This is a genomic window from Luteibacter sp. 22Crub2.1 (genome assembly GCF_900167995.1).
Classification (GTDB): Bacteria; Pseudomonadota; Gammaproteobacteria; order Xanthomonadales; family Rhodanobacteraceae; genus Luteibacter; species Luteibacter mycovicinus.
Map to the genome: position 1 here is coordinate 61,543 of NZ_FUYT01000018.1, position 23,366 is coordinate 84,908.

Here is a 23,366-nt window from a genome sequence, read left to right on the forward strand (position 1 = left end):
TGGTGCGCCCGCTACTGCGAGTCCTGTGCCTGCTGGCGCTGTTGTTGCTGTTCCATGCGGCGCTTCTGCACCGCCTGCTTCAGTGCCTCGATACGCGCACGCTGCAAGGCGTCGTCATCCTGTCGAGGCGGCGACTGTCGTGCACCGGCATCGACCGGGTGCGGAAGCGCCGGACCAGTCATACCCGACGACTGGGATGGTTCCACACGCATCGCCCCGGGTGGCAAGGGCTGAACCGGCGTCGCCTGCGGCGGCTGACCGGGGCCGTTTCCGGGTCGCCTGGTGTCCTTGGCGAGCGCATCCGGCGCGCTCACCTTGAGCGTGAGTTCGCGATGCTCGCCACCGTTGTCGAATATGGCGCTGCGCGGCGTGAGCGACGCGAGCGTCCAGTGGCCTTCGGCCAGCGGCGAGCCCTCTTTTACGCGGACGGTGACATCCTTGCCCTTGTCGCGCAGGAGCGCCATGCGCAAGCCGGGCGTCACGATGATGCCCGTGAGTTCGAGGTCGCCGATGTTGCTGGCGTTGTCGTCGTCACCCGCGGCCGCGACCGGCTTGCGATCGGCCATGAACAAAGGACGCTGCCAGACCTCGGCAAACCGTACGAGCGGCACGGGCGTGGGCATCGCCACAGGGCGGGTCGCGGGCAGCGGCTGCGGGCCGGCGGGATCGTCCCAGCGAACGCCACGACCCACGCCTGCCGCGAGGACACAAAGTACGCCCACGAGGACGATGACGACACCACCCAGCACGGGTGTCAGACGACGCTGGCCGGCCGCATTCATGTCGCCGCCTTTGCCGTGCGGGCGGCATGGATGTAACCGGATACGGTGAACTGAACTTCCATGGGCGCCGCGCCTCCGGCGCGTGCCGCGACCGGGTTGCGGTAGATGCTGAAGTCCTCGATGAAGAGATACGGCGTGGCGTTTTCGATGTCGTGGATCACGGCCGTCATGGGCTGCATCTGGCAGCGAAGGCTGATGTTCACGGTGACCTTTCGGTAGGGGTCGCTCGCTTTTTCCTGACTCGGAACCGGCATTTTCTGGACCACGTCGCAGGCACCGTCTTCCTTGTGCGCCGCGGCGACGTCGACGATGCGCTGCATCAACCCGGCGGCGGCGGCGTTGGTGTCGTCGCCCGGCAGGAAGGCATCGCTGTGCGTCTGTCCCTGCTCGAGCGAGGCCAGACGCTTTTCGAGCTGCGGGCGCTCGGCGATGGCCGCCGCGTAACGCCTCTGCGTGTCACGCAGGTCGTCCATTTCGTCGGCCATGGCGGACTGCGGCGCCACGAACCACCAATGGATGAAAATGAAATACGCGATCGCCAGGACCACGATCGCGAGAAGGATGGCGGCGACGCGGGATTCAGCGGGCTTCATGCGCACGGGGTGCCTCCTTCGCGCTGGTCGAAGCCGCTGCGACGGCTGTGCCGCCGGCCGGCGCGGATGCGCTGCCTGCACGCGCGGGGTGAGCCACGGCGGGGACTGTTTCCGGTTTCGGAATCAGTGCCTTCGCCTGCATGTAGAAGCGCTCCTTACCGGAGGTGGGATCGGCCTGGATGGTTCCCTGGAAACTCGGGTCGCCGATGCTGCGCGCACCCTTGAGGGCATCGATGAGCCGCGCCGCCTGAGGACTCTGACCCTGGAAGCCCAGCTGACCGCTGGCATTGAGCGTAAAGCGTTCGAGCCAGGTGTCGTCCGGCAGGCGCTGGGTCAGCTCCTCGAGCACGGGGAGCACCGCGGCCGTCTCCGTCTTGCGACGGGCCAGGAAACCCGAGGCGCCCGCGCTGTCCGTGAGTTTCTGGCGCAAGGCCTTCACCCGCTGCGCATCGCTTTCCATTCCTTCGACTTCGGCACGCATCGCCTCGAGCGAGAGATGACGGTTGTGCAGCCACATCGCCATGACGCCGAGCGTCAGCAGAGCGATGGCCGCGACGAGGAAGAGATTGAGGCGGCCACGGCGATCGACGCGGCGCGGAGCGCGTGCGGGTGGGAGAAGATCGACACCGGCCAGATCGTATCCGTCCGCGACATCGACGCGGTCCGGCGCGATGCCGAGCACGGCGAGTTCATCCAGCAGGGGATCCAGCGCGCTGCGAGGCGTGGCGGCGAGTTCGGCCACGAAGCGGCCCTCCGCGCCGGCCGCGCCGAGATCGCGCACGCCGAAATGGATCTCCTCCGCCCGGAAAGGGGTCTGCCTGTCGAGATCGAAACCGACCACCTGACGCAGGTTGTCGCGCGCCGCGATCGGCAGGACGAGGCGGCGACGCAGGACCTGCGCCGCGGGCAAGACGAGGGCGACGCGCCGGTCGGCGGGATCGGCTTCGGCCAGCGCTGTCGCCAGAAGGGCGACCCGATGCTCGGTCGTATCCAGGTCGGCCGCCTCGGCCACGGCGGAACCCTCGCCGGCGCGACGCAACGACCAGCCGTCATCGTGTCGTTCGACCGCATACCAGCGTTCGCCACCGGCGAAGGTATCGCGCCAGCGCGCCGGCATCAGCGCCGACAGCTCGCCACCCCACCAGCGCAGGAACCCTGGCAGCGCGCTGCCTCGCCAGGCGCGGCGAAGTCGCTCGATCTGCAACTGGGAGGCGTCCTGCAAAGCGGTCATTCCTCGTCTCCTTCGCGCCAACGCAGTACGGCGTAGGGCTGATTTCCCGATCTTATCCCACGCAGTCGGATCGTCGATGTAAGGGAACTCCTGGTTCCGTCGTCAAGGATCGCCTGCGCACGTATCGTGTGCGTGACACCGTTGCCACCCGCCGCCGCCGCACCGGTGGCCTGCCCTCGCGCCGAGAGGATCGCCGTCGCGCCGGCGCTGCCGAGACCGGGGATCGCCGCCAGAGCGAGTGGCTGCGCGTGTTCGGTGTTGGGGCGTTCGCGACCCGACCAGATGGTCAGAACCGGGGCGACCTGGGCCCAGAGCTGCGCATCCATACCGAGCACCATGCGCCCCTCTTCCACCGTCGCGAAGGGCCCGTTGCGAGGGCCGTAGCCCAGGCCCGCCGCTTCATACTGTGGTTGCTTCGCGCCGTTGGGCAGCGCCGCATCACCCGCGCGGCGCCAGTCCTGGATGGCCGCCGAGAGGTGGCTCGCCTTATCGTCGTTCGCACCCGCCGCTTTGAACAGCCCTGTCAGGACGTCATCGGAAGCCGCGTTGAGATCGACCTTCCCATCTTCGTCGACGATGGTGAGGGTGACCTTCGCGTCGTCGAATTCGAAGAGGTAAGGACGACCGTCCGCCACCCACCGCGAATCGATGTCCGTGGACTGCAGCGCCTGAATGGCCCGGATCACACCGGCCTCCGCCGCGTAGTGCGCGCGCGTCTGAGCGAACTGATAGCGGGCCTGCAGGCCCTCGGTACGGGCCAGCGCCGCGAAGCCGCCAAGCATGATGGCCAGGAGCGTGCAGCCCCACAGCACGATGAGCAGCGCGACGCCGCGTTGCCGTACGTCCATCATCGGATCACCGGCCCGCGCGTTCCGCGCGTCAGGGAAAAGCCGTTGCGCGACGCCGTCGGATCGAGACGGATGGGCGCGACCAGCGTGGGAAAGGCGACGTTGCCGCCGACGTCGAGCGCCAGACGGATAAGGGAAGGCGTACGCCGGGTATCGTCCCAGCTTTCCTGCCAGTCACCTGGCTGATTCTTGTCGTCCATGCCGCGGTAACTGAAGGCGCCCTTGCGAATGCCGCGAAGCAGTACCTCGGGTTCACCGATCGGCCTGGGCTCACCGCCGTTGGGCGGCAGGAGCGAAAGCGCGACTTCGAGACGATAGCCATCGTTGCCGTCGCGCACCAGCGACACGGCCTGCAGTTGCGGTCCGAGTCGTGAAAGGTATCCCGGCATGGGTGCGACGAATCGCAGCGTCGTCGCGTCGCCGGAAAAGACGATCGGATCGCCGTCGTCGGTTTCAGCAAAGGGAACGATCAACGCCTGGGCGATCTCGGTGCGCAGGTAGCCCTGGGCGGAACGGATCTCGTCCATGCGCTGGATGGCTTCGCTACCACTGCGGACGATGCGCGACGCGGTACTGATGCCCGAATACACGCCGAGCAGGACGATGGTCAGCAGCGCGAGCGCCGCCAGTACTTCCATGAGGCTGAAGCCACGCTGCCGCGTCATGGCTGACCCTCCTGGCCCGAGCCGCCCATGCGCAGCGTGGAGAACCGCGCGTGCCGCTCGCTGCCCTCCGGCCCCCACATGACGTCGAGGTCGATGCGATAGAGCACGGCCGCGGCCATGGCGCCGTCCGGCACCGGACGGACACCGGGGACCTGATAACGGCTGACGTTCATCCGCCAGCGGTAGGTGTCGTCGATACGGCCCTCACTGTCACCCTCGCGTATCGGATCCATGACGAACGCGCCGTCGAGCAGCGAACGGGCGCGCAGCGCGGCCTGGGTACGCTCGTTGGCGCGTGCCGTCAGGCTCATCGAACTGCCGGCCACCTGCATCAGCGCCGCGAAGGCGATGGCAAGCACGGCGATGGCGGCGATGACTTCGAGCAGGCTGAAACCATTCTGTCGGGCGATGCGCTTCATCGCGTGTCCACGACCTGGATGGCGCCGGTCAGCCACGCGACGTTGACGTGCCACTCGCGTGCGCCACGCTTGAGCGTGATGCGACCGCCGGTGGAACTGCCGTCGGGAAAGAAGCGGATACGCCCGGTGGTCGCGTTGGCCTGGTCTTCGCGGGCGCTGGTGATCGACACGCGCATGTCCCTGGGTAACCGTACGTCGCCTTTCCCGGGCGCACGATAGGTCGCCGCCGAGGTGTCGACTTCGAGCGCCAGGCTTTCGCCTTTCACGATCGACTGCGCCCGAGTCCAGCGCAGCGCCGCCGCGAGTTCACCGCTGGCCGCGTTGACGCGGGCGCTGGCAAGTCCCTGGGTCACCGGGATCGAGACGGCCGCCGCCGCGATCCCGATCAGGAGGATCACGGCCAGCATCTCGAACAGCGTGAATCCGCGCGTGCGCATGGCCGTTATCCGTCCGTCCTGCCGGATTACTGCCAGTTGCCGTAGTCGGCCGAGTAGCCTTCGCCGCCCGCCTTGCCGTCCTGCCCATAGAACACGAGGTCGAAGCTGCCGTGTTCACCCGGGTAGCGGTAGCCGAACGGATGCCCCCACGGATCCTTCAGATCGGATTCCTTGGCATACGGACCTTGCCAGTTCTGTGCATCGGCCGGCTTGGTGGTGAGGTCGTCGAGGCTGTGCGGCGGGCTGCCGTTGTCGAGGGCGTAGTTTTCGATCTTCTGGCCCAGCGTGGTCACCTGGGCCTTGCCGGCACCGTACTTGCCCTTGTCGACGTTCTTGCCGACCTGGGTCACCACGATGGCACCGATGATGCCGATCAGCACGATCACGGCGAGCATTTCCAGCAGCGTGAAGCCGCGGGCGTGGCTGTGACGGAGGGTACGGTTCACGCGCATGGGACAAGCTCCTTGAAACGGGTTCGATCAGTTGATGTTGCTGGTAAGACTGAGCAACGGCAGCAGGATTGCCGCCATGATGAAAGCGACCATCACGGTCATGACGATGGTCAGTGCCGGCACCAGCGCCGCCAGCAGGCGGTCGATAGCGCGCTTGGCTTCGACGTCGAAGGTGTCGGCGACCTTGAGCAGCATGGTGTCGAGCGCGCCGGCTTCCTCGCCGACCTGGATCATCTGCAGCGCCAGCCGCGGGAAGCGCTCGGTCTGGGCGAGGGAAGTGCCGAGTCCCGCACCACCCTTGACCCGCTCGGCCGCCTGTTCGAGTGCCTGATCGAGTGCGCGGTTGCCGGTGACCTGACGGGCGATCGCCAGCGACGACAACAAGGGCACGCCGTTCTTAAGCAGGGTACCCAGCGTACGGGCGATGCGCGCCGTCTCGACCTTCAGAAGCAAGGGGCCGGCGACACGCATGGTCAACAGGCGGCCGTGGAAAGCGAGCTTCGTATCGGGGTCGCGCAAACGCAGACGCAGGAAGGCGCCGAGCACGACCATGACCAGAACGATGGCCCACCACCAGTCGCTGATGACCGTGCCGAGTGCCAGCACGACCTGCGTGATCAGCGGGATCGGGACCTGCATGTCGGCGAAGATCGGCACGAACTGCGGCACCACGTAGGCGAGCAGCAGCACCAGCGAGCCGAGCACGCCGACCATCAGGAAAGCCGGATAGATCAGGGCATTGATGATGCTGCCGCGCAAGGCCTGCGCACGCTCGAGGTAATCGGCCAGGCGCCGCAGCGTTTCGTCGAGCGAGCCACCGGCTTCGCCCGCACGCACCAGGCTCACGTAGAGACGTGGAAAGACCCCGTTCTCTTCATCCAGCGCCGTGGACAGCGTCGTGCCGCCGCGCACGCGATCGCGCACGCGCTCGACCAGATTCTTCGCGCGATCGCCCTCGGGGAGGTCGAGCAGGATACCCAGCGCGCGGTCCAGCGGTTGTCCGGCACCCAGCAAGGTGGCGAGCTGATGCGTGAACTGAGCCAGCTGATCGCCCGTGAAAGGTCCCTTGCGGAACAGCGCGGCGATGCCGCCTCCCGACGCGGCGCCGTCCGCGGGCGCGGCCTCCAGCGGCGTGTGGCCCTGGTCCTGGAGGCGCGCCACCACGTCCGCGACGGAAGAAGCTTCCATCCGACCGGTAAGGGCTTCGCCTGCGGCACTGATCGCGCGGTAACGGAACATGCTCATGAGTGTGGGCCTAGGATTCCTGCGTCACGCGCAGGACTTCCTCGATCGTGGTGATCCCAGCCACCGCCTTCGCGAGACCGTCCTCGTACATCGTGCGCATGCCCTCGGCGCGAGCCAGCCGTTCGATCTCACCGGCATCCGCGCGCTGCATGACCAGGCGGCGCAGCGGATCGCTCATGATGAGGAACTCCATGATCGCCCGACGTCCGCGGTAGCCCGTCGGATTGGCCGCGCTGGTGCCGGGCTTCCACAGACGGATGGGGCGCTCGTCGGTGTATTTGTGCAGTTCGAACTGCTCGATGACTTCGGGCAGGGCCTCGTACGGGACGGCCGTCTCGGGATCGAGCCGGCGAACCAGACGCTGGGCCAGGATGCCGTTGACGGTGGAGCCCAGGAGGTAATCCTCCACGCCCATGTCGAGCATGCGCGTGATGCCACCCGATGCGCTGTTGGTATGCAGGGTCGACAACACCAGATGGCCCGTGAGCGCCGACTGGATCGCGATCCGGCAGGTTTCCAGATCGCGCATTTCGCCGATCATGATGACGTCCGGATCCTGACGGACGATCGAGCGCAGCGCACCGGTGAAGTCCAGTCCGATCTGCGGTTTCACCTGAATCTGGTTGATGCCCTCGATCTGGTATTCGACCGGATCCTCGACGGTGATGATCTTCACATCGGGCGTATTGATCTGCGACAGCGCGGTGTACAGCGTGGTCGTCTTACCCGAACCGGTAGGCCCGGTGACGAGCAGGATGCCGTGCGGCCGGTCGAGCACCTCCACGAAGCGGTCGCGGAAATGCCCCGTGAAGCCCAGCGATTCAAAATCGAACACGACCGATTCGCGGTCGAGGATACGCATGACCACCGACTCGCCGAAGCTGGTCGGCACGGTGGAGACGCGAAGGTCGAGCTCCTTGCCCTGCACGCGGAGCTGAATACGACCATCCTGCGGCAGGCGACGCTCGGCGATGTTGAGCCGCGCCATGATCTTTACACGGGATATGACAGCCGCCGTCGAACTGGACGGCGGTGCTTCGACCTCGTGCAGCACGCCATCGATGCGATAGCGCACCTTCAGGCGGTTCTCGAACGGCTCGATGTGCACGTCCGACGCGCGCTGCTCGACCGCACGCTGGAGAATCAGGTTGACCAGGCGGATGACCGGCGCTTCGGAAGCGAGATCGCGCAGGTGCTCGACGTCGTCCTCGACCGCCGCGGTGCCGTCGAGACTTTCGACGATGCTGCCCATGGCGGAACGACCCTGGCCGTAATAACGCTCGATCAGATCGTCGATCTCCGAGCGCAGGCCCACGCGCAACCGGACCTCACGGCCCGTCGCCAGGCGCACCGCCTGCAGCGGGTAAGGATCGGCGGGGTCGGCCACGAGCAGGCCGAGGCCTTCGTCGCCCTCGCGCACCGGCACGACATGATATTGCTTGAGAAATCTTACGGAGAGTTCGACGTCGGCCGGCGGCAGCTCGGGAGCGTCCTTGGCGGCGAGCAGGTCCAGCCGCAGCAGGTCGGCCCAGGCGTCCGCAAGATCGCGCTCGGAGACCAGGCCAAGCCGCGCCATGAGCGAGGTCAGCGTGCCATCCGGGGTCTCATCGTGCAGGCGGCGCGCCCGCGCGAGATCGGTGTCCTTCAGGCGGCCGTGCGCGACCAGATGCGCGCAAACCTGGGCTTCGCCGGGTTCCCCGGTGAGCATGTCCTTATATTCGGTCATCGCAGACATGCCAACTCCACACGGTCCGTAGGTTACGTCTTGCCAGGCGGTCGTTCCTGACCGCGCGGGCCGCTATTGGTAGCACAGACCGTGTGTCGGGGGCGACCGGGAAACCTCCGATTCGCGACAGGGCTCAACAAGCGAAAGCCGGCGTTGCCGCCGGCTTTCAAGGACTTGGCGGCGCCGTGTAGGCGCCGCCCGGCGTAATTACCAGCCCACGCCTACACCCACGCCACCCGACGACTCGCCTCCGCTGATCGATGCGCCGAAGGTCAGGCTGGCACGGGGCGACAGGGCGCGCGAGTAGCCGACTGACAGGGCTCCCTGCCCCTTGTAGCCGCCGACGCCCACACCCATACGGTTGTCACCGCTGACCCCCTGCGTGCTGAAGGCCATCTGCGACATCGCCGCGCCCATCGCGCCCACCTTGTTCAGGCGGTCGTTGAGGTTGCTGAAGCGACGGTCCACCGTGCGCTTGTAGTCATCGAAGGCGCCGCCGCTGACCACATCGCCGAACTTCTGGTCGGTGTAGGCCTTGGCGCTGCTCAGCGTCGTCGCGTCGCCCTGATCGGCGTACGACTTGGCGGTGGCAACGGCCTGATCGACCTGGCCGAGATTGGCGGCGTCGGTCGGTGCCGTTCCCGCCGCGACGTTGGTCACGCGACGCTCCGCGCCCGCGCTGCCGACCGATACGGTGTTGGCCTGATCGGCGACCGAGTTGGCACCCAGCGCCACGCTGTTGGTCGCGGCCGCCGTCACGGTGGCTCCCGTACCCACGGCGGTGCCGTTCTCGGCGCCGACGCTGGCATTGGTACCCACCGCGAGATCGGTAGGATCCTTGGCGTAGCTACCCGCGCCGATGGCGGTGCCGTTGCCGGTGCCATCGACGACGGCGGCGGCGACCGCGGGCGCGGCGGCAACCACCGGCGCGGCGGCCACCGGCGCGGCAACCACGGCATCGGCCGTGACCGGTGCGGACGCGCCGACCACCGTCGGCGATATCACCGAATTGCGCCGCACGGGCGTCCCGCCCGGAATCGTGGTTCCACCCGACTTCGACTCGAGCTGACCGACCCGCGTATCGAGGGACGACAACGCACCGTCCAGCGCACCGACCGCATCGCCGACCGTCCCGTACGAGCTTCCCTGCACCCGGTACACCGGCCCGACGAATCCGCTCGCGCCCATCGTCGCGCCGCCGCCGAGCGCCATCGCCACGGCGTTACCCGCCGCGTTCGAGGTGCCCGAGAAGGCGCTCGAGAGTGCCGTGTTCAGCTGCCCCAGGTTCACCGCATCGGTGGTCTGAGTACCCGCCGCCACGTTGGTGATCTGCCGGTTGCCCGACGCGCTGCCCACCGACACGGTGTTCGCGCGGGTTGCCACCGATCCCGCACCGAGGGCGACGGAATTCACCCCGAGGGCGCGAGCGCTGTCACCGATCGCCGTGGCGCTGGCCGCACCGGCGTTGGCGGATGCACCGATCGCCGTCGTCGAGGTTTTGCTGGCCGTGGCGAACGCACCCTGTGCCGTCGACAGATCGCCGCCGGCGCTGCTTCCCGCACCGGTGGCCGTGGCATAGGCACCCGTCGCACTGGCGTCGTCGGAGCCATCGCCCGCACCCGTGGCGGACACGTAGTGCGCCGCGGAGCTCACGCTGTCCGCAAGGTCCGTCAGCTGCTGGACGTTCGCCGCGTCCGTGCCCTGCGTACCCGCGGCGACGTTGGTGACCTGACGCTCGCTGCCGCGCGCGCCGACGGAGACCGTGTTGGCGCGGTCGGCATTGGCGTTGGAACCGAGCGCGACGCTGTTGGCGGCCGAAGCCGTGGCGCCGTTGCCGATGGCGACCGCGTTCGTCGCGGGCGTCGTGACGAGGCTGTTGGCGCCGAGGGCGACACTGCCTGCGCCGCGCGCCGTGGAGAAGTCACCTACGGAAACGCTGCTCGCACCCGAGGCCCAGCTGTTGATGCCCAGTGCCGTCGCGTTGCCGCCCGGCGCATATGCGAAGTAGCCGAGTGCCGTGCTCCCGACACCTTCCGCCGCCGCGACACCACCGAGGGCCGTCGCATAATCCGCCGTCGCCTGCGCCCCCGCACCGAAGGCGGCCGCGCTGTCACCCGTGGCACCGGTGTAGATGAGGCCGAAGCCCGCCAGGTTGCTCGGGCCACCCACGGCGACCGAGCCCGCGCCCGACGCCGTGGTCGACGTACCGACCGCCGTCGAGTAGTCGCCGGTGGCATTGGCGACCGCACCCAGCGCCGTCGACTGCGCGCCGCTGGCGTAAGCGCCGACACCGGCCGATGTCGCGGCGAAACCGCTCGCCTGCGAGCTCGCACCGACCGCGGTACCGCCGACGCCGGCACTCGTCGCACCGGTATCGACCGGATTGCCGTTGGCATCGGAGATCAGCGCGTTGCCGTCTTCATCGATGGCATTGCCACCCACCGCGACGCTTCCCGCGCCGGTCGCCTGCGCGCCGGCACCGAACGCCGCGGCGTTCCTGCCACTGGCGACGCTGCCATACCCGTTGGCCGTAGCGAAGTCGTTCGCGGCAACCGCACCCGCACCGGTCGCCGTCGCTCCCGTACCGGCCGCGAAGGCACCCGAGCCGGACGCGCTGGCGTAGTCACCGACCGCCTGCGCATCGTCGCTGCCATCGCCCGCACCATTGGCGCGGAAGTAATGGCTCGCATCGCTGGTCGCGCTCGACACGGCATCCAGCTGACCCTTGTTCACCGCGTCCGTCGCTTCGGTACCCGCGGCGACGTTGGTGATCTGCCGCTCGCTGCCGACATCGCCCACCGAGACGGTATTCGCGCGGTCGGAATACGAGCCCGCACCGAGTGCGACCGAATTCGCCGCACCGGCAATGGCGGATTCGCCGATCGCCGTGCTGCTCACGCCATCCGCCCAGCTGTTCCAGCCCAGCGCGGTCGCGTAGTCCGCCGTCGCCCAGGCGCCCGCACCGAAGGCGGAGGCACCCGTGCCCGCGGCCTGCGCCGGAATGAAGCCGAAGAACGTACTGCCACCGACGGCGACGCTCTCGTCGCCCGTGGCCTGCGCACTTTCACCGACGGCGATGCTGCTGGCACCACTCGCCGCGCTTTGCGTGCCGACGGCCGTGGACAGATCGCCTGTCGCGTTGGCCACCGCGCCAAGCGCCGTGGCCTGAGCACCGCTCGCGTACGCACCGACACCCAGCGACGAAGCCGCAAAGCCGCTGGCCTGCGCGCTGGCGCCGACCGCCGTTCCACCGACATCCGCGCTCGTAGCGCCCGTGTCGACAGGCACACCGCCGCTCGTGATCAGCGGATTGCCATCGGCATCGACCGCCACGCCGCCGACGGCGACGCTTCCGGGACCATTCGCCTGCGAGCCCGCGCCGTACGCCGCACTGTTCTGGCCGGTGGCGACGCTGCCGTAGCCCGTTGCCGTGGCATTCGTACCCGTCGCCACCGCACCGCTGCCGAACGCACTGGCACCGTCGGCCGCGGCGAATGCACCGGAACCTGCGGCGGTCGCGTAGTTACCCGAAGTCAGCGCATCATCCGATCCGTCGCCGATGCCGTTAGCCTTGAAGTAATGGCTCGCATCGCTGGTCGCACTGGATACCGCGTCCAGCTGTCCCTTGTTCACCGCGTCCGTCGCCTCGGTACCTGCCGCGACGTTCGTAATCTGCCGTTCGCTGCCGACGTCACCCACCGACACGGAATTATCGCGATCGGCCGTTGAGCCTGCGCCCAGTGCGATGGAGTTCTCGCCCAACGCCCATGCATTGGCGCCGAGGGCCGTTGCGTTGTTGCCGAGTGCCCAGCTATTCGTGCCGAGCGCGATCGCATTCTCAGCCTCGAGCCCGAACAGCCCGAAACCGGTTTCCGCGTACTGACCGATCGCGACACTGCCGACACCCGATGCGCTGGCACCGCCACCGACGGCCGTCGCACCGGCGCTGTACGCCGACGAACCATAACCGTTCGCTACAGAGAGACTGCCATCGGCAAAGGACTGCGAACCGGTGGCGGTCGAGCCTGCGCCAGAGGCCTGAGCGAGGAAGCCGCTGGCCGTGGATTGCTCACCCTGCGCGAATGCCGCCGTGCCCAGTGCCGTCGCGTAAGCACCTTCGGCCTGCGCGCTGGCGCCAATGGCGGTGGCGGCCAGACCGGAGGCCGTCGCCGGACCGACGGCTTCGCCGGTCGCGTTGTAGGTAATCAACGGATTGCCGTCGGCATCGAGGGCTTGCGCACCGATCGCGGTCGCGCCGTTCGCCGAGGCCTGCGCGCCGGAACCGTAAGCCGAGCTGTTCTGACCCGATGCAACGGATCCATAGCCGCCGGCGGTGGCGAACGACGCGTTGGTGCTCGCCCCGCTGCCGATGGCCGACGATCCGATACCCTGCGCGATCGCGCCCTGACCGACCGCCGTCGTGTAATCGCCGCTGGCGAAACTCCCCGAGCCGACGCTCGACGCACCCGTACCGTCGGCAATCGCGCCATGGCCGTGTGCAAGCGATTCATCGCCGAACGCCGCGCTGCTCTCGCCGGTCGCGGTGGAACCCGTCCCGGATGCTTCCGCATTGGCGCCCGTAGCGGTCGAATTCTCGCCCGTCGCCGACGCGAGACCACCGACGGCTGTGGCGTTGTTCGCCGCCGCGTAGCTTCCGCTACCGATCGCGGATGCGAAGTCGCCCGTCGTCGTCGCCACCGCGCCGACCGCCGTGGACTGCACGCCACTGGCCAGCGACTGCGCACCGAGTGCGCTGGAACCGAGATCCTGCGCGCTCGCGCGTTCGCCGACCGCCGTGCTGCTTTCGGCGGCGGCGTACGTGTTCCAGCCCAGCGCCGTCGCGTAATCCGCCGTCGCCCAGGCACCGGCACCGAAGGCCGCCGCGCCCGTGCCCGTCGCCTGTGCCGGAATGAAGCCGAAGAACGTACTGCCACCGACCGCGACACTCTCGTTGCCCGTGGCCTGCGCACTTTCACCCACCGCGACGCTGCTCGCGCCCGTCGCCGCGCTCTGTGTGCCCACCGCCGTGGAATAGTCGCCGGTGGCGTTGGCCACGGCGCCGAGGGCGAGACCCTGCGCGCCACTGGCATACGCACCCACGCCAAACGACGAGGCCGCGAAGCCACTTGCCTGGGCACTGGCACCGACCGCGGTGCCACCGACACCGGCGCTGGTCGCACCCGTATCGACCGGCTGACCCGCGTTGGTGATCAACGGATTGCCGTCTTCGTCCACGGCCACACCACCCACGGCGACACTGCCTGGACCGGTCGCCTGCGAACCCGCACCGTAGGCCGCGCTGTTCTGTCCCGTCGCCACGCTGCCATAGCCTGTCGCCGTGGCATTCGAACCCGTGGCTACAGCTCCGCTACCGAACGCGCTGGCACCGTCAGCACCGGCAAACGCACCGGCACCGGAAGCGGTCGCGTAGTTTCCGGTGGCGAGCGCGTCGTCCGACCCGTCACCATTGCCGGTCGCCTTGAAGTAGCGCGTCGCGTCGCTCACGGACGTGTCGAGCTGCGCCTTGTTCACCGCGTCGGTACCCTCGGTACCAGCCGCGACGTTGGCGATCTGGCGCTCGCTGCCGACATCGCCGACGGAGACGGTGTTATCGCGATCCGCTGTCGAACCGGCGCCCAGCGCCACGGAATTTTCGCCCAGCGCCCACGCGTTGGCGCCCAGCGCTGTCGCGTTGTTGCCGAGTGCCCAGCTGTTGGTACCGAGTGCTACCGCATTCTCGGCTTCGAGACCGAACAGGCCAAAACCCGTTTCGGCGTACTGACCGATCGCGACGCTTCCCGCACCGGAGGCGCTGGCACCGCCGCCGACAGCGGTCGCGCCCGCGCTGTATGCGGCCGAACCGTAGCCGTTCGCGACCGAGAGGTCGCCATCGGCGAAGGCCTGCGAACCGGTCGCCGTCGAACCGGCGCCGGACGCCTGGGCAAGGAAACCGCTCGCCGTCGACTGCTCGCCCTGAGCGAACGCGGCCGTACCCAGCGCGGTGGCGAATTCACCTTCCGCCTGTGCACTTGCACCGATGGCCGTGGAAGCGAGACCCGAGGCCGTTGCCGGCCCCACCGCCTCACCGGTCGCGTTATAGGTGATCAGCGGTTTGCCGTCGGCGTCGAGCGCCTGGCCGCCGACGGCCGTGGCGCTGTTGGCCGATGCCTGCGCACCCGACCCGTAAGCGGAACTGTTCTGTCCCGCGGCGACCGAGCCGTAGCCCGTTGCCGTCGCGAACTGTCCGTTGGCGACGGCGCCCGCACCGCTCGCGCTCGCACCGGTGCCGTTAGCGAAGGCGCCGGAGCCCGACGCCGTCGCGTAATCGCCCGTCGCCTGCGCGTCGTCGCTGCCGTCACCGGCGCCGTTGGCCTTGTAGTAGTGCGCCGCGTCGCTGACGCTGTCGGCCAGCGCGGTCACATCGCCCTGCACGCCATCGACGCGCTTCGACAACGTGTCCACGCGCTTCGATACACCGGTCACGGTCGTCGACACCTGGTCGAGCTGACCCTTGTTCACCGCGTCCGTCGCCTGCGTGCCCGCCGCGACATTGACCACCTGGCGTTCGGCGCCGGCGCGGCCGACCGAGACGGTATCGGCGCGGTTGGCAATGGAGTCGCTGCCGATCGCAACCGCGTTCTTTGCGATGGCGCGTGCGCCGCGGCCGATCGCCGTGCTCGATACGGAGGCGGCATTCGCGCCCTGTCCGATCGCCGTACTGTCCGCACCCGTCGCGCGCGTCCCCTGACCGATCGCCGATGAAAAATCACCGGTCGCCTGCGCGTCCTGTCCTACCGCCGAGCTGGAATGGCCACTCGCCTTCGCGTCAGTGCCGATGGCGATGCTGAAATCGCCCATGGCCTTCGCGGCCTGACCGCACGCGAAGGCGTCGTCGCCCTTCGCGCTCGGTGCCTTGCCCTGCAGACCGAAGAGGAAGCCACCGCATACCGTGCCGTTGTCTTTCGCCTGTACAGGCGCACTGGCCAGTGCCAGCATCACACCGGCCGCCAGCGGCAGTGCCGCCATGGCGGCGCGAAGGCGTCGGGAGGCGCCGCCCTTGCCGTTTGCCCGAGCCAGCTCCGATGCCACGACCAGGATGCCAAGCGATTTGTTCCAGACCTTGCTGTAGATGGTGTTCATGTAACCTTCCTCCCAGATGTCCGCCATGAGCGATCGATGCGCGGGCGCGCTTTGCGCTGCCCGTCGCCTGTCCGTCGCGACCGCGGCGGACAAAGTGTCCATAAGGCCGGACGACGCGTCGTCGTCCGGCCATCCATACGTCTATTCGTCAATCCCCTGGAAACAGATCCCGGCATACCGGGATCTGTTCCGTCGCGTCACAGCGTGTACGCACCCAGGACACTCACGCCCGAATACGCCGCTTCCCCCTTCACCGTCAGCGTCCACACACCGGCCGCAGGCTTGGCGGCCGTGAACGGCTCGCTGTTGCCCGGACGGTTCGGCTGCGCCTTGACCACACCCTTCGGATCGGTCACCGAGATCGACACGTCGCCCGAGCCACCGTAGGTGCGCAGGGTCAGCGTCTTCGCGTTGGCCGGCACCGTCAGCTGGTACGCGGTCGTGGCACCGGCTGCGCCCTTCTGGCCGTTCAGGGCGGTGTTGTTGGCGAGCACGATCGCGGGCGGCGCGGCCGGCGGACCCCAGGCGTCGTACTGCGCCTGCGTCTGCGTATCGGACAGGCAGGCGTTGAGGCTCGACGCCTGCGCCGCCGTGACCAGGCCGTCGGTCGCCAGCTGCGTCGCATACGCGTGCACCGCGGAGCGATAGTCGCCGACCGTGGCAGCCGCACCAGCGAGGATCTTCGCGTTGGAGATCACGTTCGCACCGATGATCACGCCGCCCGGGACGAGGGTCGGAATACCTGTGTCGCACGTGAGCAGCTTCTGCGAGGTGCGGTTGAGACCCCAGCCGATGTCCTGGAACAGCGCGGGCGTGAGGTCGACGTCGATCTGTCCGACGAGGTCCTGGTTGATCGCGTATTCCATGATCGCGTTCGGCGTCAGGCGCGTGTCGTAATGCGAGAACGACGAGCCCTGAGCGAGGACCGTCGGTGCATACAACTGCACGTTACCCTGCGCATCCGCACCGGCCAGACCCGTGCCCTTGCCGACCGCGCCGGTGAGACCGGTCAGGTTCGCCTTGAGCTTACTGCCGTCCGCCTGGCTGATCGCGATCACCGGAATGGTGACCGGCGAGGCGGGTGTGCCTCCCGGCGTGATCGCGCCCGCCTGGTTGTTGGCGATGAGCACCGCCTTGGCGCCCGCGCTCTGTGCGTTCAGCGTTTTTACGGTGAAATCGCAGGTGCCACGGTCGATCAGGGCGATCTTGCCGGCGAGTGCCGAGCCGTTGGTGATGGCTGTGCAGCCGTCCGCGGGGCTTGCCTGGACGACGCTGCCCGTGAAGTTGGAGGCCGTCGCCAGCGGACCGAACGAAGCCTGCGAGAAGGTGTAATCACCCACGGCGGCGGCCGGCGCGGTGACGTGGAAGACATCCGGCGTACCGAGCGCCAGCGGTGCTTCGGCCTTCACCGTCGGCCCCGTGAAGACGAGCTTGCCGTCGTCCAGCGCGGCCGTGACGCGCTGCGCGGCGGTGAGGTCGTACCACTTCTTCTGCTGCGTGTCGTTGTAGACGAAGGTGGAGTAGATGTCGGGACGAGCCACGCCATCGTCACCGACATACGGCGACCCCGTGGTCAGGCTGTTGAAGCCCGAGAAACCGAGACCGTGCGCCATTTCGTGCAGCACGACGTTGAGGAAGTTGATCGAACCGGCGGGCGTCTTGCCGTCCAGACCGAAGTACCACTTCGATCCTTCGAGGCATCCCGTGGAACCCAGCGCACCGTTGAACTGGCTCTGGATATCGTCTTCGCCCGGCGCACCGTCTTCATGGGTCAGCGCGTCGAACAGCGCGGAGTGATACCACGTGTTGCGCACCGCGCCCGCGGGCAAGGTGCTGGTGTCGTCGAAGTAGAAGATGTACGTCGTGCCGGACGATCCGAGCACGCCCGAGGTGGCATCGCACGAGAGCGGCTCGAACGTCGCGCCGTTGGAGATGGTGACGTCGCTCTGCAGTACGGCGCCCCAGATATCCGCGGCGAACTGGTAGACGTTCAGCGCCTGCTTGCCGACCGTGGTGCCGGGGTTACCGCCGACCGGTGTGGCCGGGGTCGGATCGTCGAGACCCTTGCCGGTGCCGACGTCCTGATTGACGATCTTGATCTCGGCGGCCTGGGTGCTCACGGCGGTGAACAGTCCGGCGGCGGCGAGCGCGGTGAAGAGAAGGCTGCGGCGAATCATCGTGTGACCTCCGGTGCCTTCGGCGCAGCCTGTACGCCGTGGTCGTCATGGTGGATCGATACGCTGCCGTCGGGCTGGCGCTCGGCGACGACGCTGCTCATCAGCTCCTGCGGAACGCGCACGGCCCTGGCGTGCACGCCATTACCGAGGCTGACCGTACGGAACGTCGACTTCGCATCGGCGGCGGTGCGCGGTCGCGCGCTGAGCGATGCCGACTTGCCAGCGTTGACCTGGAAGGCCTTCGACAACGCCGCGCGCTCGGCGGCGGTGGGCTCGCGGAGGCGACCCGTCGAAGGATCGATGGCCACCTGCACGCCCTGGACCATGACGGTCTGCGGCGCGGTGGCCTGCGGCGTTTCAGCGGCCTGCGCCGCTGTCGCCACGGTGAAGATGCCCGTCAGCACCAGGCCCAGAGCCTGTGCCAGTGTTCGTGAATTCATTACCGATACCTCCCTAGTGCGGCGCCGGGACCCCTCCCTGCACGCCCACCGGCGAAGACCCCCTCGCCGGCGTAAACACCTCAGGATTCGACGTTCCCCTCAACGCCAATCCGGACCCACCGACGCATCGCGCGTCGGTGGGTCGTTACTCATGGCGCGGTGAAACTCGCTTGCACCGTGACGTTGGCGAAATCCTTCACCCCCACCACGGTCACGTACCAGGTACCCGCCGCGGGACGGGCGACCGTCACCGCTTCGTTGTTCGTGGACGGCTTCACCGACCGGTAGTCGTACGCGGTCGACGAAGCGGCTTCGCCGTTTTTCACGTAGAGCGACACATCGCCGCTGCCGCCGAAGCTGCGCAGCGCCAGCGACCGCGCACCCACCGGGACATCGATGCGATAGACCAGCGTGCCGTTCGCGCGGCCGGTCTGACCGGTCAGCGCGACGCCGTTGCTGAGCGCGGTGGCATCGCCGTCGCCCGGCTCGCCAGGCGCGTCATTGCCCAGCGCCTTGTTGACGGCGGCGTACGCATCGAGGATGCCTGCACCGATCGCCTTGTCCGGCGTAACCGGGAATGGCGTCGCGGTCGAGGTCAGCAGCGTGCGGATCTCGGCCGGCGTCGGCGTCGCCACACCGGCGGCCCTGGTCGCCGACAGGATCAGCGCGACGGAGCCCGCGACGTGCGGTGTAGCCTGCGACGTGCCAGCCATGCCGCCGTAAGCGGCGGTGGTCGGCTCATGCGTGCCGTTGTTGATCGCCGACCAGATGAAACCGGCCTGTACCGGCGAACCCGTCGTGCCGTCGTTGGCGTAGATGCCACCACCCGGTGCCGACAGGGCGACCTTGCTGCCGTAGTTCGAGTAGTAGGCGCGCTTGCCCGCGATACCGTTGGAAGCCACGGTGAGCGCACCGGGGCAGCTGGCGGGCGAGTAGTTCGTCGCGTCCGCACCCGAGTTACCCGCCGCGACCACCACGGTCGTACCACGCGAGATCGCCGAGGCGATGGCATCCGAGGTCACCGCGTCGTCCGCGCAGGAACCGCCGCCGCCCAGGCTCATGTTGATGACCTGCGCGGGATGCGTATTGTCCGGCACACCGTCGACGTGGCCGCCCGACGCCCAGACGATCGCATCGGCGATGTCGGAGGTGTAGCCGCCGCAGTGGCCGAGCACGCGGACCGGCAGGACTTTCGCCTTGTACGCGACGCCCGCCATGCCGGTGGCGTTGTTGCTGAGCTCGGCGATCGTTCCGGACACGTGCGTGCCGTGCCAGCTGGAATCCTCCTGCTCGTCGCCCGCCGACGGATCGATGCACCCGCCGTTGGCCAGCAGGTACTTGTCCTCGGTGGTCCAGTCGCCGGTGTCCCAGCCACCGGGCGCACGTGCATCCGTGCTGCGTCCGGAGACGAAGCCGTCGGAGATGAAGTCGTAACCCGCGTCGGCGAGCGACAGGTCGATGTCGGGATGCTGCGTGATGCCGGTGTCCAGCACGGCGACGGTCACGCCCGTGCCATCCGCGAGGTTCCACGCATTGGCCACGTTGCTGCCGCCGCGATTGGCGTAACTGGTCGCGTCGGAACCGATCTTCTCGGCGGTGCCGGTCGGCGGCCGGAAATGCCACTGGTAGCCGGCGTAGTACGGGTCGTTGACGACGACCGGGGTGACATCCGTCGCACGAATGTCATCGATCTTCTGCATCATCGCGTCCGGCTCGACGTGCTTCACCGCCGGGTCGGCGGCGATCTGCCGGATCAGCGTGTCCGCCTCGGTGCGCGTCAGCTTGCGCGACGTGCGTATCAGGTCGGAACCGGTGGCCAGTTTGCGGCCGTAGACGGCCTGGATCGCGGCGACCTTGCCGGCACGCAGCTGGCTGAATGTCCCTGCGGTGCGCGAGAGCGCCGCGCCGACGGACTGTGCCGCCGCGGAAGCGCTGACGCGTTCGGTGGTGCCGTCACGGTAGGTGACGATGAAACGGTCGTAGCCGCCAGGCGCACGCAGGCTGCTGACGTCGAAAGTCGCTTTGGGCGCATCCGCCCCGGTTGCGAAGATCCCGGGCGCGACGCCCAGGAGGAGCGAGGCGACGAACGTCCCCGCGGCGATCCGATTTACCATCTGCACTACCCTCTGCCCGTGGTATTGCTGCAGGCGACCGCTTGCCGGTCCCCTTCCTTTTTGACGTCTCCGGGACGTCCCCTGAAAAAAGGTTTTTTTGAGATCCTTCTGAACTCCCTCTGCGCCCTCTTCATGAGGACCGTCTGGGGAACCTAGCAGTAGGAAAATACGAACGTCAATAATTTGACGCGATGACGGACATCATCCGAACGGCCTAGGCGGGAAATCCCGGGATAGCCAGGATCGGACGTCCATATGCTTTTCAATTCATAGCCTTGCGCGGGAATAACACGCGCGCGGCGCATTCAAACACATGCACCAAAGCGAACCAATTCATGGACTTGATCGACATCGGCGCCAACCTCACCCACGAATCGTTCCGGCAGGATTTCGATGACATGCTGGCCCGTGCCAGCGCCCATGGCGTCGGCCGGATGGTGGTAACGGGTGCGTCGCGAGAGGGAAGCGAGCACGCCCTGGCCATGGCGAAGGCCAGCGGCGGCCGGCTTTTCGCCACCGCCGGCGTGCACCCGCATCACGCCATCGACTATGACGACGCGACCGATGCCCTCATCCGCCAATGGGCACGCGAGCCCGAAGTTCGGGCGGTCGGCGAGACGGGGCTCGACTACAACCGCAACTACTCACCGCGCGAGGTCCAGCGCGAGGTATTCGAGCGGCAGCTCGCCATCGCCGTGGAGGTCGGCAAGCCGCTCTTCCTGCACCAGCGCGATGCCCACCACGACTTCCTCGCCATCCTGAAGCGCTACCGAGACCGGGTCCCGGCCGCCGTCGTCCATTGCTTCACCGACACCGGCGACGCGCTGCGCGACTACCTCGAACTCGACTGCCATATCGGCATCACGGGATGGATCTGCGATGAACGCCGCGGCGCGCACCTGCGCGAGCTGGTCAAGCTGATTCCGGCGGACCGGCTCATGCTCGAGACCGACTCGCCCTACCTGCTGCCGCGGACCATCCGCCCCATGCCGAAGGACCGCCGTAACGAACCGATGTACCTTGCGCATATCCGCGACGAGGTAGCGAAAGACCGGGGCGAGTCGAAGGAGGCCCTGACCGCATCCAGCGTCAGGACCAGCGAGCTGTTCTTCGGCCTCTGAAACGCGAGCCGGCGTCCGCTCAACCGGAATGCAGCCCGGTGAGCGACGCCTCGGCCAGATCCACCTCGCGGACCAGATTGCGCAGCGTTTCGTCGTTGATCGTGTGCTTGCGGCGCAGCTCGTGGAGCTCGCGCCGTTCGGCCCGCAGTGCGGCCAGACGCATCACCCGCTCGGTGCCCGCCTCCGCACGGGCCTTCTCCGGGACGTCGCCTTCCTCGCCCGCCGCTTCGAGGCGCTGCTGGTAATCGCCCATGACGCGTGCCGCGATGCGTGAGGCCAGCGCGATGGCGTTCTCGTCGCCACCCTCCTGCACACGCTGCTGCTCTTTCTCGATGCTGCGAATCGCCGCCTCCGCCGCCAGGGCACGCGCCTTGCGTTCTTCCCGCACGCGCGGATCCTCGCCCGGCAGCTTCAGACCCTTGACCGAAAGCGGGAGCCCGATCGCGCCGAACACCAGCGTGCAGAGAATCACGCCCGAGGCGAGAAAGATCATCAGGTCGCGCGTCGGGAACGGGATGTTTTCGCTCTTCATCAGTGGCAGGGAGAGCACGCCCGCCAGTGTGATCGCGCCGCGCACGCCGGCCAGCGCCGTGGTCCATACCAGCCGCGTGCCCACCGGGGGACGCTTCTCGCCACGGTGCAGCGCGCGCATGAACACGAAGCGCAACGACACCCACACCCAGATGAAACGAAGCAACACCAGCGCCAGGGTGATCGCCACGACATAGGCGGCGAGATGCCACAGCGGACCACCGCCCGCCTGCGCTATATCGACCTTCGCCCCGTCGACGATGGCGGGAAGCTGCAATCCCAGCAGCAGGAAGATGATGCCGTTGAAGGTGAACTCCACCATCTCCCAGACGGCCCGGCTCTGCATGCGCGTGGCGACGTAGCCACCCTTCATCACGTCGGTGTAGTTCATGCTCATGCCCGCCGCCACGGCGGCGAGGATGCCGGAGACACCGAAATGCTCGGCGAGCAGATAAGCCGCGAATGGCAGCAAAAGCAGCAAAGCCACCTGGGCCGCCGGATCCACTTCGCCACTCCAGCGCACCAGCCGGCGACGGAACAGGCCGAAGCCGAGGCCCACGAGCACGCCTGCCGCGAGGCCACCCAGGGCCATCACCACGAAGTCGCCCGTGGCGGATATCAGCGAAAACTTGCCGGTCATCTCGGCGGCGATAGCGAACTGCAGCGCCACCAGGCCGGACGCGTCGTTGAGCAGGGCTTCGCCGGAGAGGATATGCATCAGGCGCGGCGGAATCGGCGACTCACCGCTGATCGAGGAAACGGCGACGGCATCGGTGGGCGACAGCACGGCGGCCAGCGCGAACGCCACCGCCAGCGGCACCGTCGGAATCATCCAGTGGACGAAGTAGCCGACCCCGACGATGGTGAAGAAGACCAGACCGATCGCCAGGGCGAGAATCGGGCCGCGCAGGAGGAACAGTTCGCGTTTGGGAATGCGCCACCCGTCGGCGAACAGAAGCGGCGGAATGAACAGCAGGAAGAACAGCTCGTGGTCGAACTCCACATGCAGGCCGAAAGGACGTGCGAGCAGCGCCCCTAACGCGATCTGGATCAGCGGTAGCGGCAAGCGGATCGGAAGGACACGAACGATCGCGCCGGAGAGCGCGATGACGAGAAGGAGGATGAGGATCGTGATGACTAAAGACATCAGGGAAAGCTAGCGATGGCGCGGATTTCAGGCAAGCGTCATCGTCTAACGGGCGATGAACCGAAGGCCTTCTCCGACCCTTTTCCGCCCGCTTGAACAGCGGCCGTCGAAAGACGCCGGAAAGGCCGAAGAAAGGCCGAAGAAAGGCGCAAAAAAACACCTTATCCCGCAAATACCTGCTTAGGATTTATTCCTATTGTTCCCATAGTTATTAGGGGTTTACGTTATTTTCACGCACTGGGATCAGGGCCATCGACCGGCCGACTCGTGGGGACGTAACGGGCGGCGGCGATTTGCG

Annotated in this window: 16 protein-coding genes; 1 reads left to right on the top strand and 15 read right to left on the bottom strand. The window is 67.7% G+C overall.

All coding sequences use genetic code 11. The annotated features are described in order from the left end of the window. Nucleotides 1–11: 11 nt before the first annotated feature. From B5X73_RS17825 to B5X73_RS17890, 14 genes are all read right to left on the bottom strand, one after another. Complete coding sequence (locus B5X73_RS17825; RefSeq protein ID WP_079522759.1) at nt 12–782, bottom strand: hypothetical protein; 771 nt, start codon at nt 780–782, stop codon at nt 12–14. Continuing rightward, nucleotides 779–1,375, bottom strand: coding sequence for a type II secretion system protein GspM (gspM, locus tag B5X73_RS17830; RefSeq protein WP_079522776.1), 597 nt, complete (start codon nt 1,373–1,375; stop codon nt 779–781). The genes B5X73_RS17825 and gspM overlap by 4 nt, the downstream gene beginning before the upstream one ends. Beyond that, entirely contained in the window at nt 1,362–2,606 is a 1,245-nt protein-coding gene (locus B5X73_RS17835; RefSeq protein WP_079522760.1) for a PilN domain-containing protein, read from the bottom strand. Before B5X73_RS17835 ends, gspM begins: the two co-directional genes overlap by 14 nt. Then, nucleotides 2,603–3,457 carry a type II secretion system minor pseudopilin gene (locus B5X73_RS17840; RefSeq protein ID WP_139382828.1) on the bottom strand — a complete coding sequence of 285 codons (855 nt, stop codon included), beginning with the start codon at nt 3,455–3,457 and terminating at the stop codon, nt 2,603–2,605. Before B5X73_RS17840 ends, B5X73_RS17835 begins: the two co-directional genes overlap by 4 nt. Then, nucleotides 3,454–4,119, bottom strand: a complete 666-nt coding sequence (locus tag B5X73_RS17845; protein WP_079522761.1) for a prepilin-type N-terminal cleavage/methylation domain-containing protein — start codon at nt 4,117–4,119, stop codon at nt 3,454–3,456. Before B5X73_RS17845 ends, B5X73_RS17840 begins: the two co-directional genes overlap by 4 nt. Next, a complete protein-coding gene (locus B5X73_RS17850) occupies nt 4,116–4,538 on the bottom strand; it encodes a prepilin-type N-terminal cleavage/methylation domain-containing protein (RefSeq protein WP_079522762.1) in 423 nt (140 codons plus the stop codon). The genes B5X73_RS17845 and B5X73_RS17850 overlap by 4 nt, the downstream gene beginning before the upstream one ends. After that, a complete protein-coding gene (locus B5X73_RS17855; RefSeq protein ID WP_079522763.1) occupies nt 4,535–4,975 on the bottom strand; it encodes a GspH/FimT family pseudopilin in 441 nt (146 codons plus the stop codon). Before B5X73_RS17855 ends, B5X73_RS17850 begins: the two co-directional genes overlap by 4 nt. 26 nt (nt 4,976–5,001) lie before the next feature. Then, entirely contained in the window at nt 5,002–5,427 is a 426-nt protein-coding gene (gspG, locus tag B5X73_RS17860; protein WP_079522764.1) for a type II secretion system major pseudopilin GspG, read from the bottom strand. 27 nt (nt 5,428–5,454) lie between these two features. Continuing rightward, entirely contained in the window at nt 5,455–6,672 is a 1,218-nt protein-coding gene (gspF, locus tag B5X73_RS17865) for a type II secretion system inner membrane protein GspF (RefSeq protein WP_036109846.1), read from the bottom strand. 10 nt (nt 6,673–6,682) lie between these two features. Further along, nucleotides 6,683–8,398 carry a type II secretion system ATPase GspE gene (gspE, locus tag B5X73_RS17870; RefSeq protein ID WP_254857329.1) on the bottom strand — a complete coding sequence of 572 codons (1,716 nt, stop codon included), beginning with the start codon at nt 8,396–8,398 and terminating at the stop codon, nt 6,683–6,685. A gap of 207 nt (nt 8,399–8,605) precedes the next feature. Beyond that, nucleotides 8,606–15,538 (bottom strand): ESPR-type extended signal peptide-containing protein, encoded by a 6,933-nt coding sequence (locus tag B5X73_RS21185; protein WP_217699791.1) that lies wholly within the window; start codon nt 15,536–15,538, stop codon nt 8,606–8,608. A gap of 197 nt (nt 15,539–15,735) precedes the next feature. Then, nucleotides 15,736–17,715, bottom strand: a complete 1,980-nt coding sequence (locus B5X73_RS17880) for a PA domain-containing protein (RefSeq protein ID WP_079522767.1) — start codon at nt 17,713–17,715, stop codon at nt 15,736–15,738. Further along, complete coding sequence (locus B5X73_RS17885) at nt 17,712–18,155, bottom strand: post-PEP-CTERM-1 domain-containing protein (protein WP_079522768.1); 444 nt, start codon at nt 18,153–18,155, stop codon at nt 17,712–17,714. The genes B5X73_RS17880 and B5X73_RS17885 overlap by 4 nt, the downstream gene beginning before the upstream one ends. A gap of 149 nt (nt 18,156–18,304) precedes the next feature. Continuing rightward, a complete protein-coding gene (locus B5X73_RS17890) occupies nt 18,305–20,269 on the bottom strand; it encodes a S8 family serine peptidase (RefSeq protein WP_079522769.1) in 1,965 nt (654 codons plus the stop codon). A 335-nt stretch (nt 20,270–20,604) separates the two neighbouring features. Between B5X73_RS17890 and B5X73_RS17895 the strand changes: the two genes are divergently transcribed. Further along, on the top strand, nt 20,605–21,390 hold the full coding sequence (locus tag B5X73_RS17895; RefSeq protein WP_079522770.1) for a TatD family hydrolase: 786 nt from the start codon (nt 20,605–20,607) through the stop codon (nt 21,388–21,390). A 19-nt stretch (nt 21,391–21,409) separates the two neighbouring features. Here B5X73_RS17895 and B5X73_RS17900 read toward each other — a convergent pair whose 3' ends face one another. Next, on the bottom strand, nt 21,410–23,068 hold the full coding sequence (locus tag B5X73_RS17900; RefSeq protein WP_079522771.1) for a Na+/H+ antiporter: 1,659 nt from the start codon (nt 23,066–23,068) through the stop codon (nt 21,410–21,412). Nucleotides 23,069–23,366: the final 298 nt, after the last annotated feature.

Coding starts and splice junctions, on each gene's coding strand:
- B5X73_RS17880 (WP_079522767.1), bottom strand. CDS start 17,715: ATGATTCGCCGCAGCCTTCTCTTCACCGCGCTCGCCGCCGCCGGACTG.
- B5X73_RS17840 (WP_139382828.1), bottom strand. CDS start 3,457: ATGATGGACGTACGGCAACGCGGCGTCGCGCTGCTCATCGTGCTGTGG.
- B5X73_RS17850 (WP_079522762.1), bottom strand. CDS start 4,538: ATGAAGCGCATCGCCCGACAGAATGGTTTCAGCCTGCTCGAAGTCATC.
- B5X73_RS17855 (WP_079522763.1), bottom strand. CDS start 4,975: ATGCGCACGCGCGGATTCACGCTGTTCGAGATGCTGGCCGTGATCCTC.
- B5X73_RS17825 (WP_079522759.1), bottom strand. CDS start 782: ATGAATGCGGCCGGCCAGCGTCGTCTGACACCCGTGCTGGGTGGTGTC.
- B5X73_RS17895 (WP_079522770.1), top strand. CDS start 20,605: ATGGACTTGATCGACATCGGCGCCAACCTCACCCACGAATCGTTCCGG.
- gspF (WP_036109846.1), bottom strand. CDS start 6,672: ATGAGCATGTTCCGTTACCGCGCGATCAGTGCCGCAGGCGAAGCCCTT.
- B5X73_RS17835 (WP_079522760.1), bottom strand. CDS start 2,606: ATGACCGCTTTGCAGGACGCCTCCCAGTTGCAGATCGAGCGACTTCGC.
- B5X73_RS21185 (WP_217699791.1), bottom strand. CDS start 15,538: ATGAACACCATCTACAGCAAGGTCTGGAACAAATCGCTTGGCATCCTG.
- B5X73_RS17890 (WP_079522769.1), bottom strand. CDS start 20,269: ATGGTAAATCGGATCGCCGCGGGGACGTTCGTCGCCTCGCTCCTCCTG.
- gspM (WP_079522776.1), bottom strand. CDS start 1,375: ATGAAGCCCGCTGAATCCCGCGTCGCCGCCATCCTTCTCGCGATCGTG.
- B5X73_RS17845 (WP_079522761.1), bottom strand. CDS start 4,119: ATGACGCGGCAGCGTGGCTTCAGCCTCATGGAAGTACTGGCGGCGCTC.
- B5X73_RS17885 (WP_079522768.1), bottom strand. CDS start 18,155: ATGAATTCACGAACACTGGCACAGGCTCTGGGCCTGGTGCTGACGGGC.
- gspE (WP_254857329.1), bottom strand. CDS start 8,398: ATGACCGAATATAAGGACATGCTCACCGGGGAACCCGGCGAAGCCCAG.
- B5X73_RS17900 (WP_079522771.1), bottom strand. CDS start 23,068: ATGTCTTTAGTCATCACGATCCTCATCCTCCTTCTCGTCATCGCGCTC.
- gspG (WP_079522764.1), bottom strand. CDS start 5,427: ATGCGCGTGAACCGTACCCTCCGTCACAGCCACGCCCGCGGCTTCACG.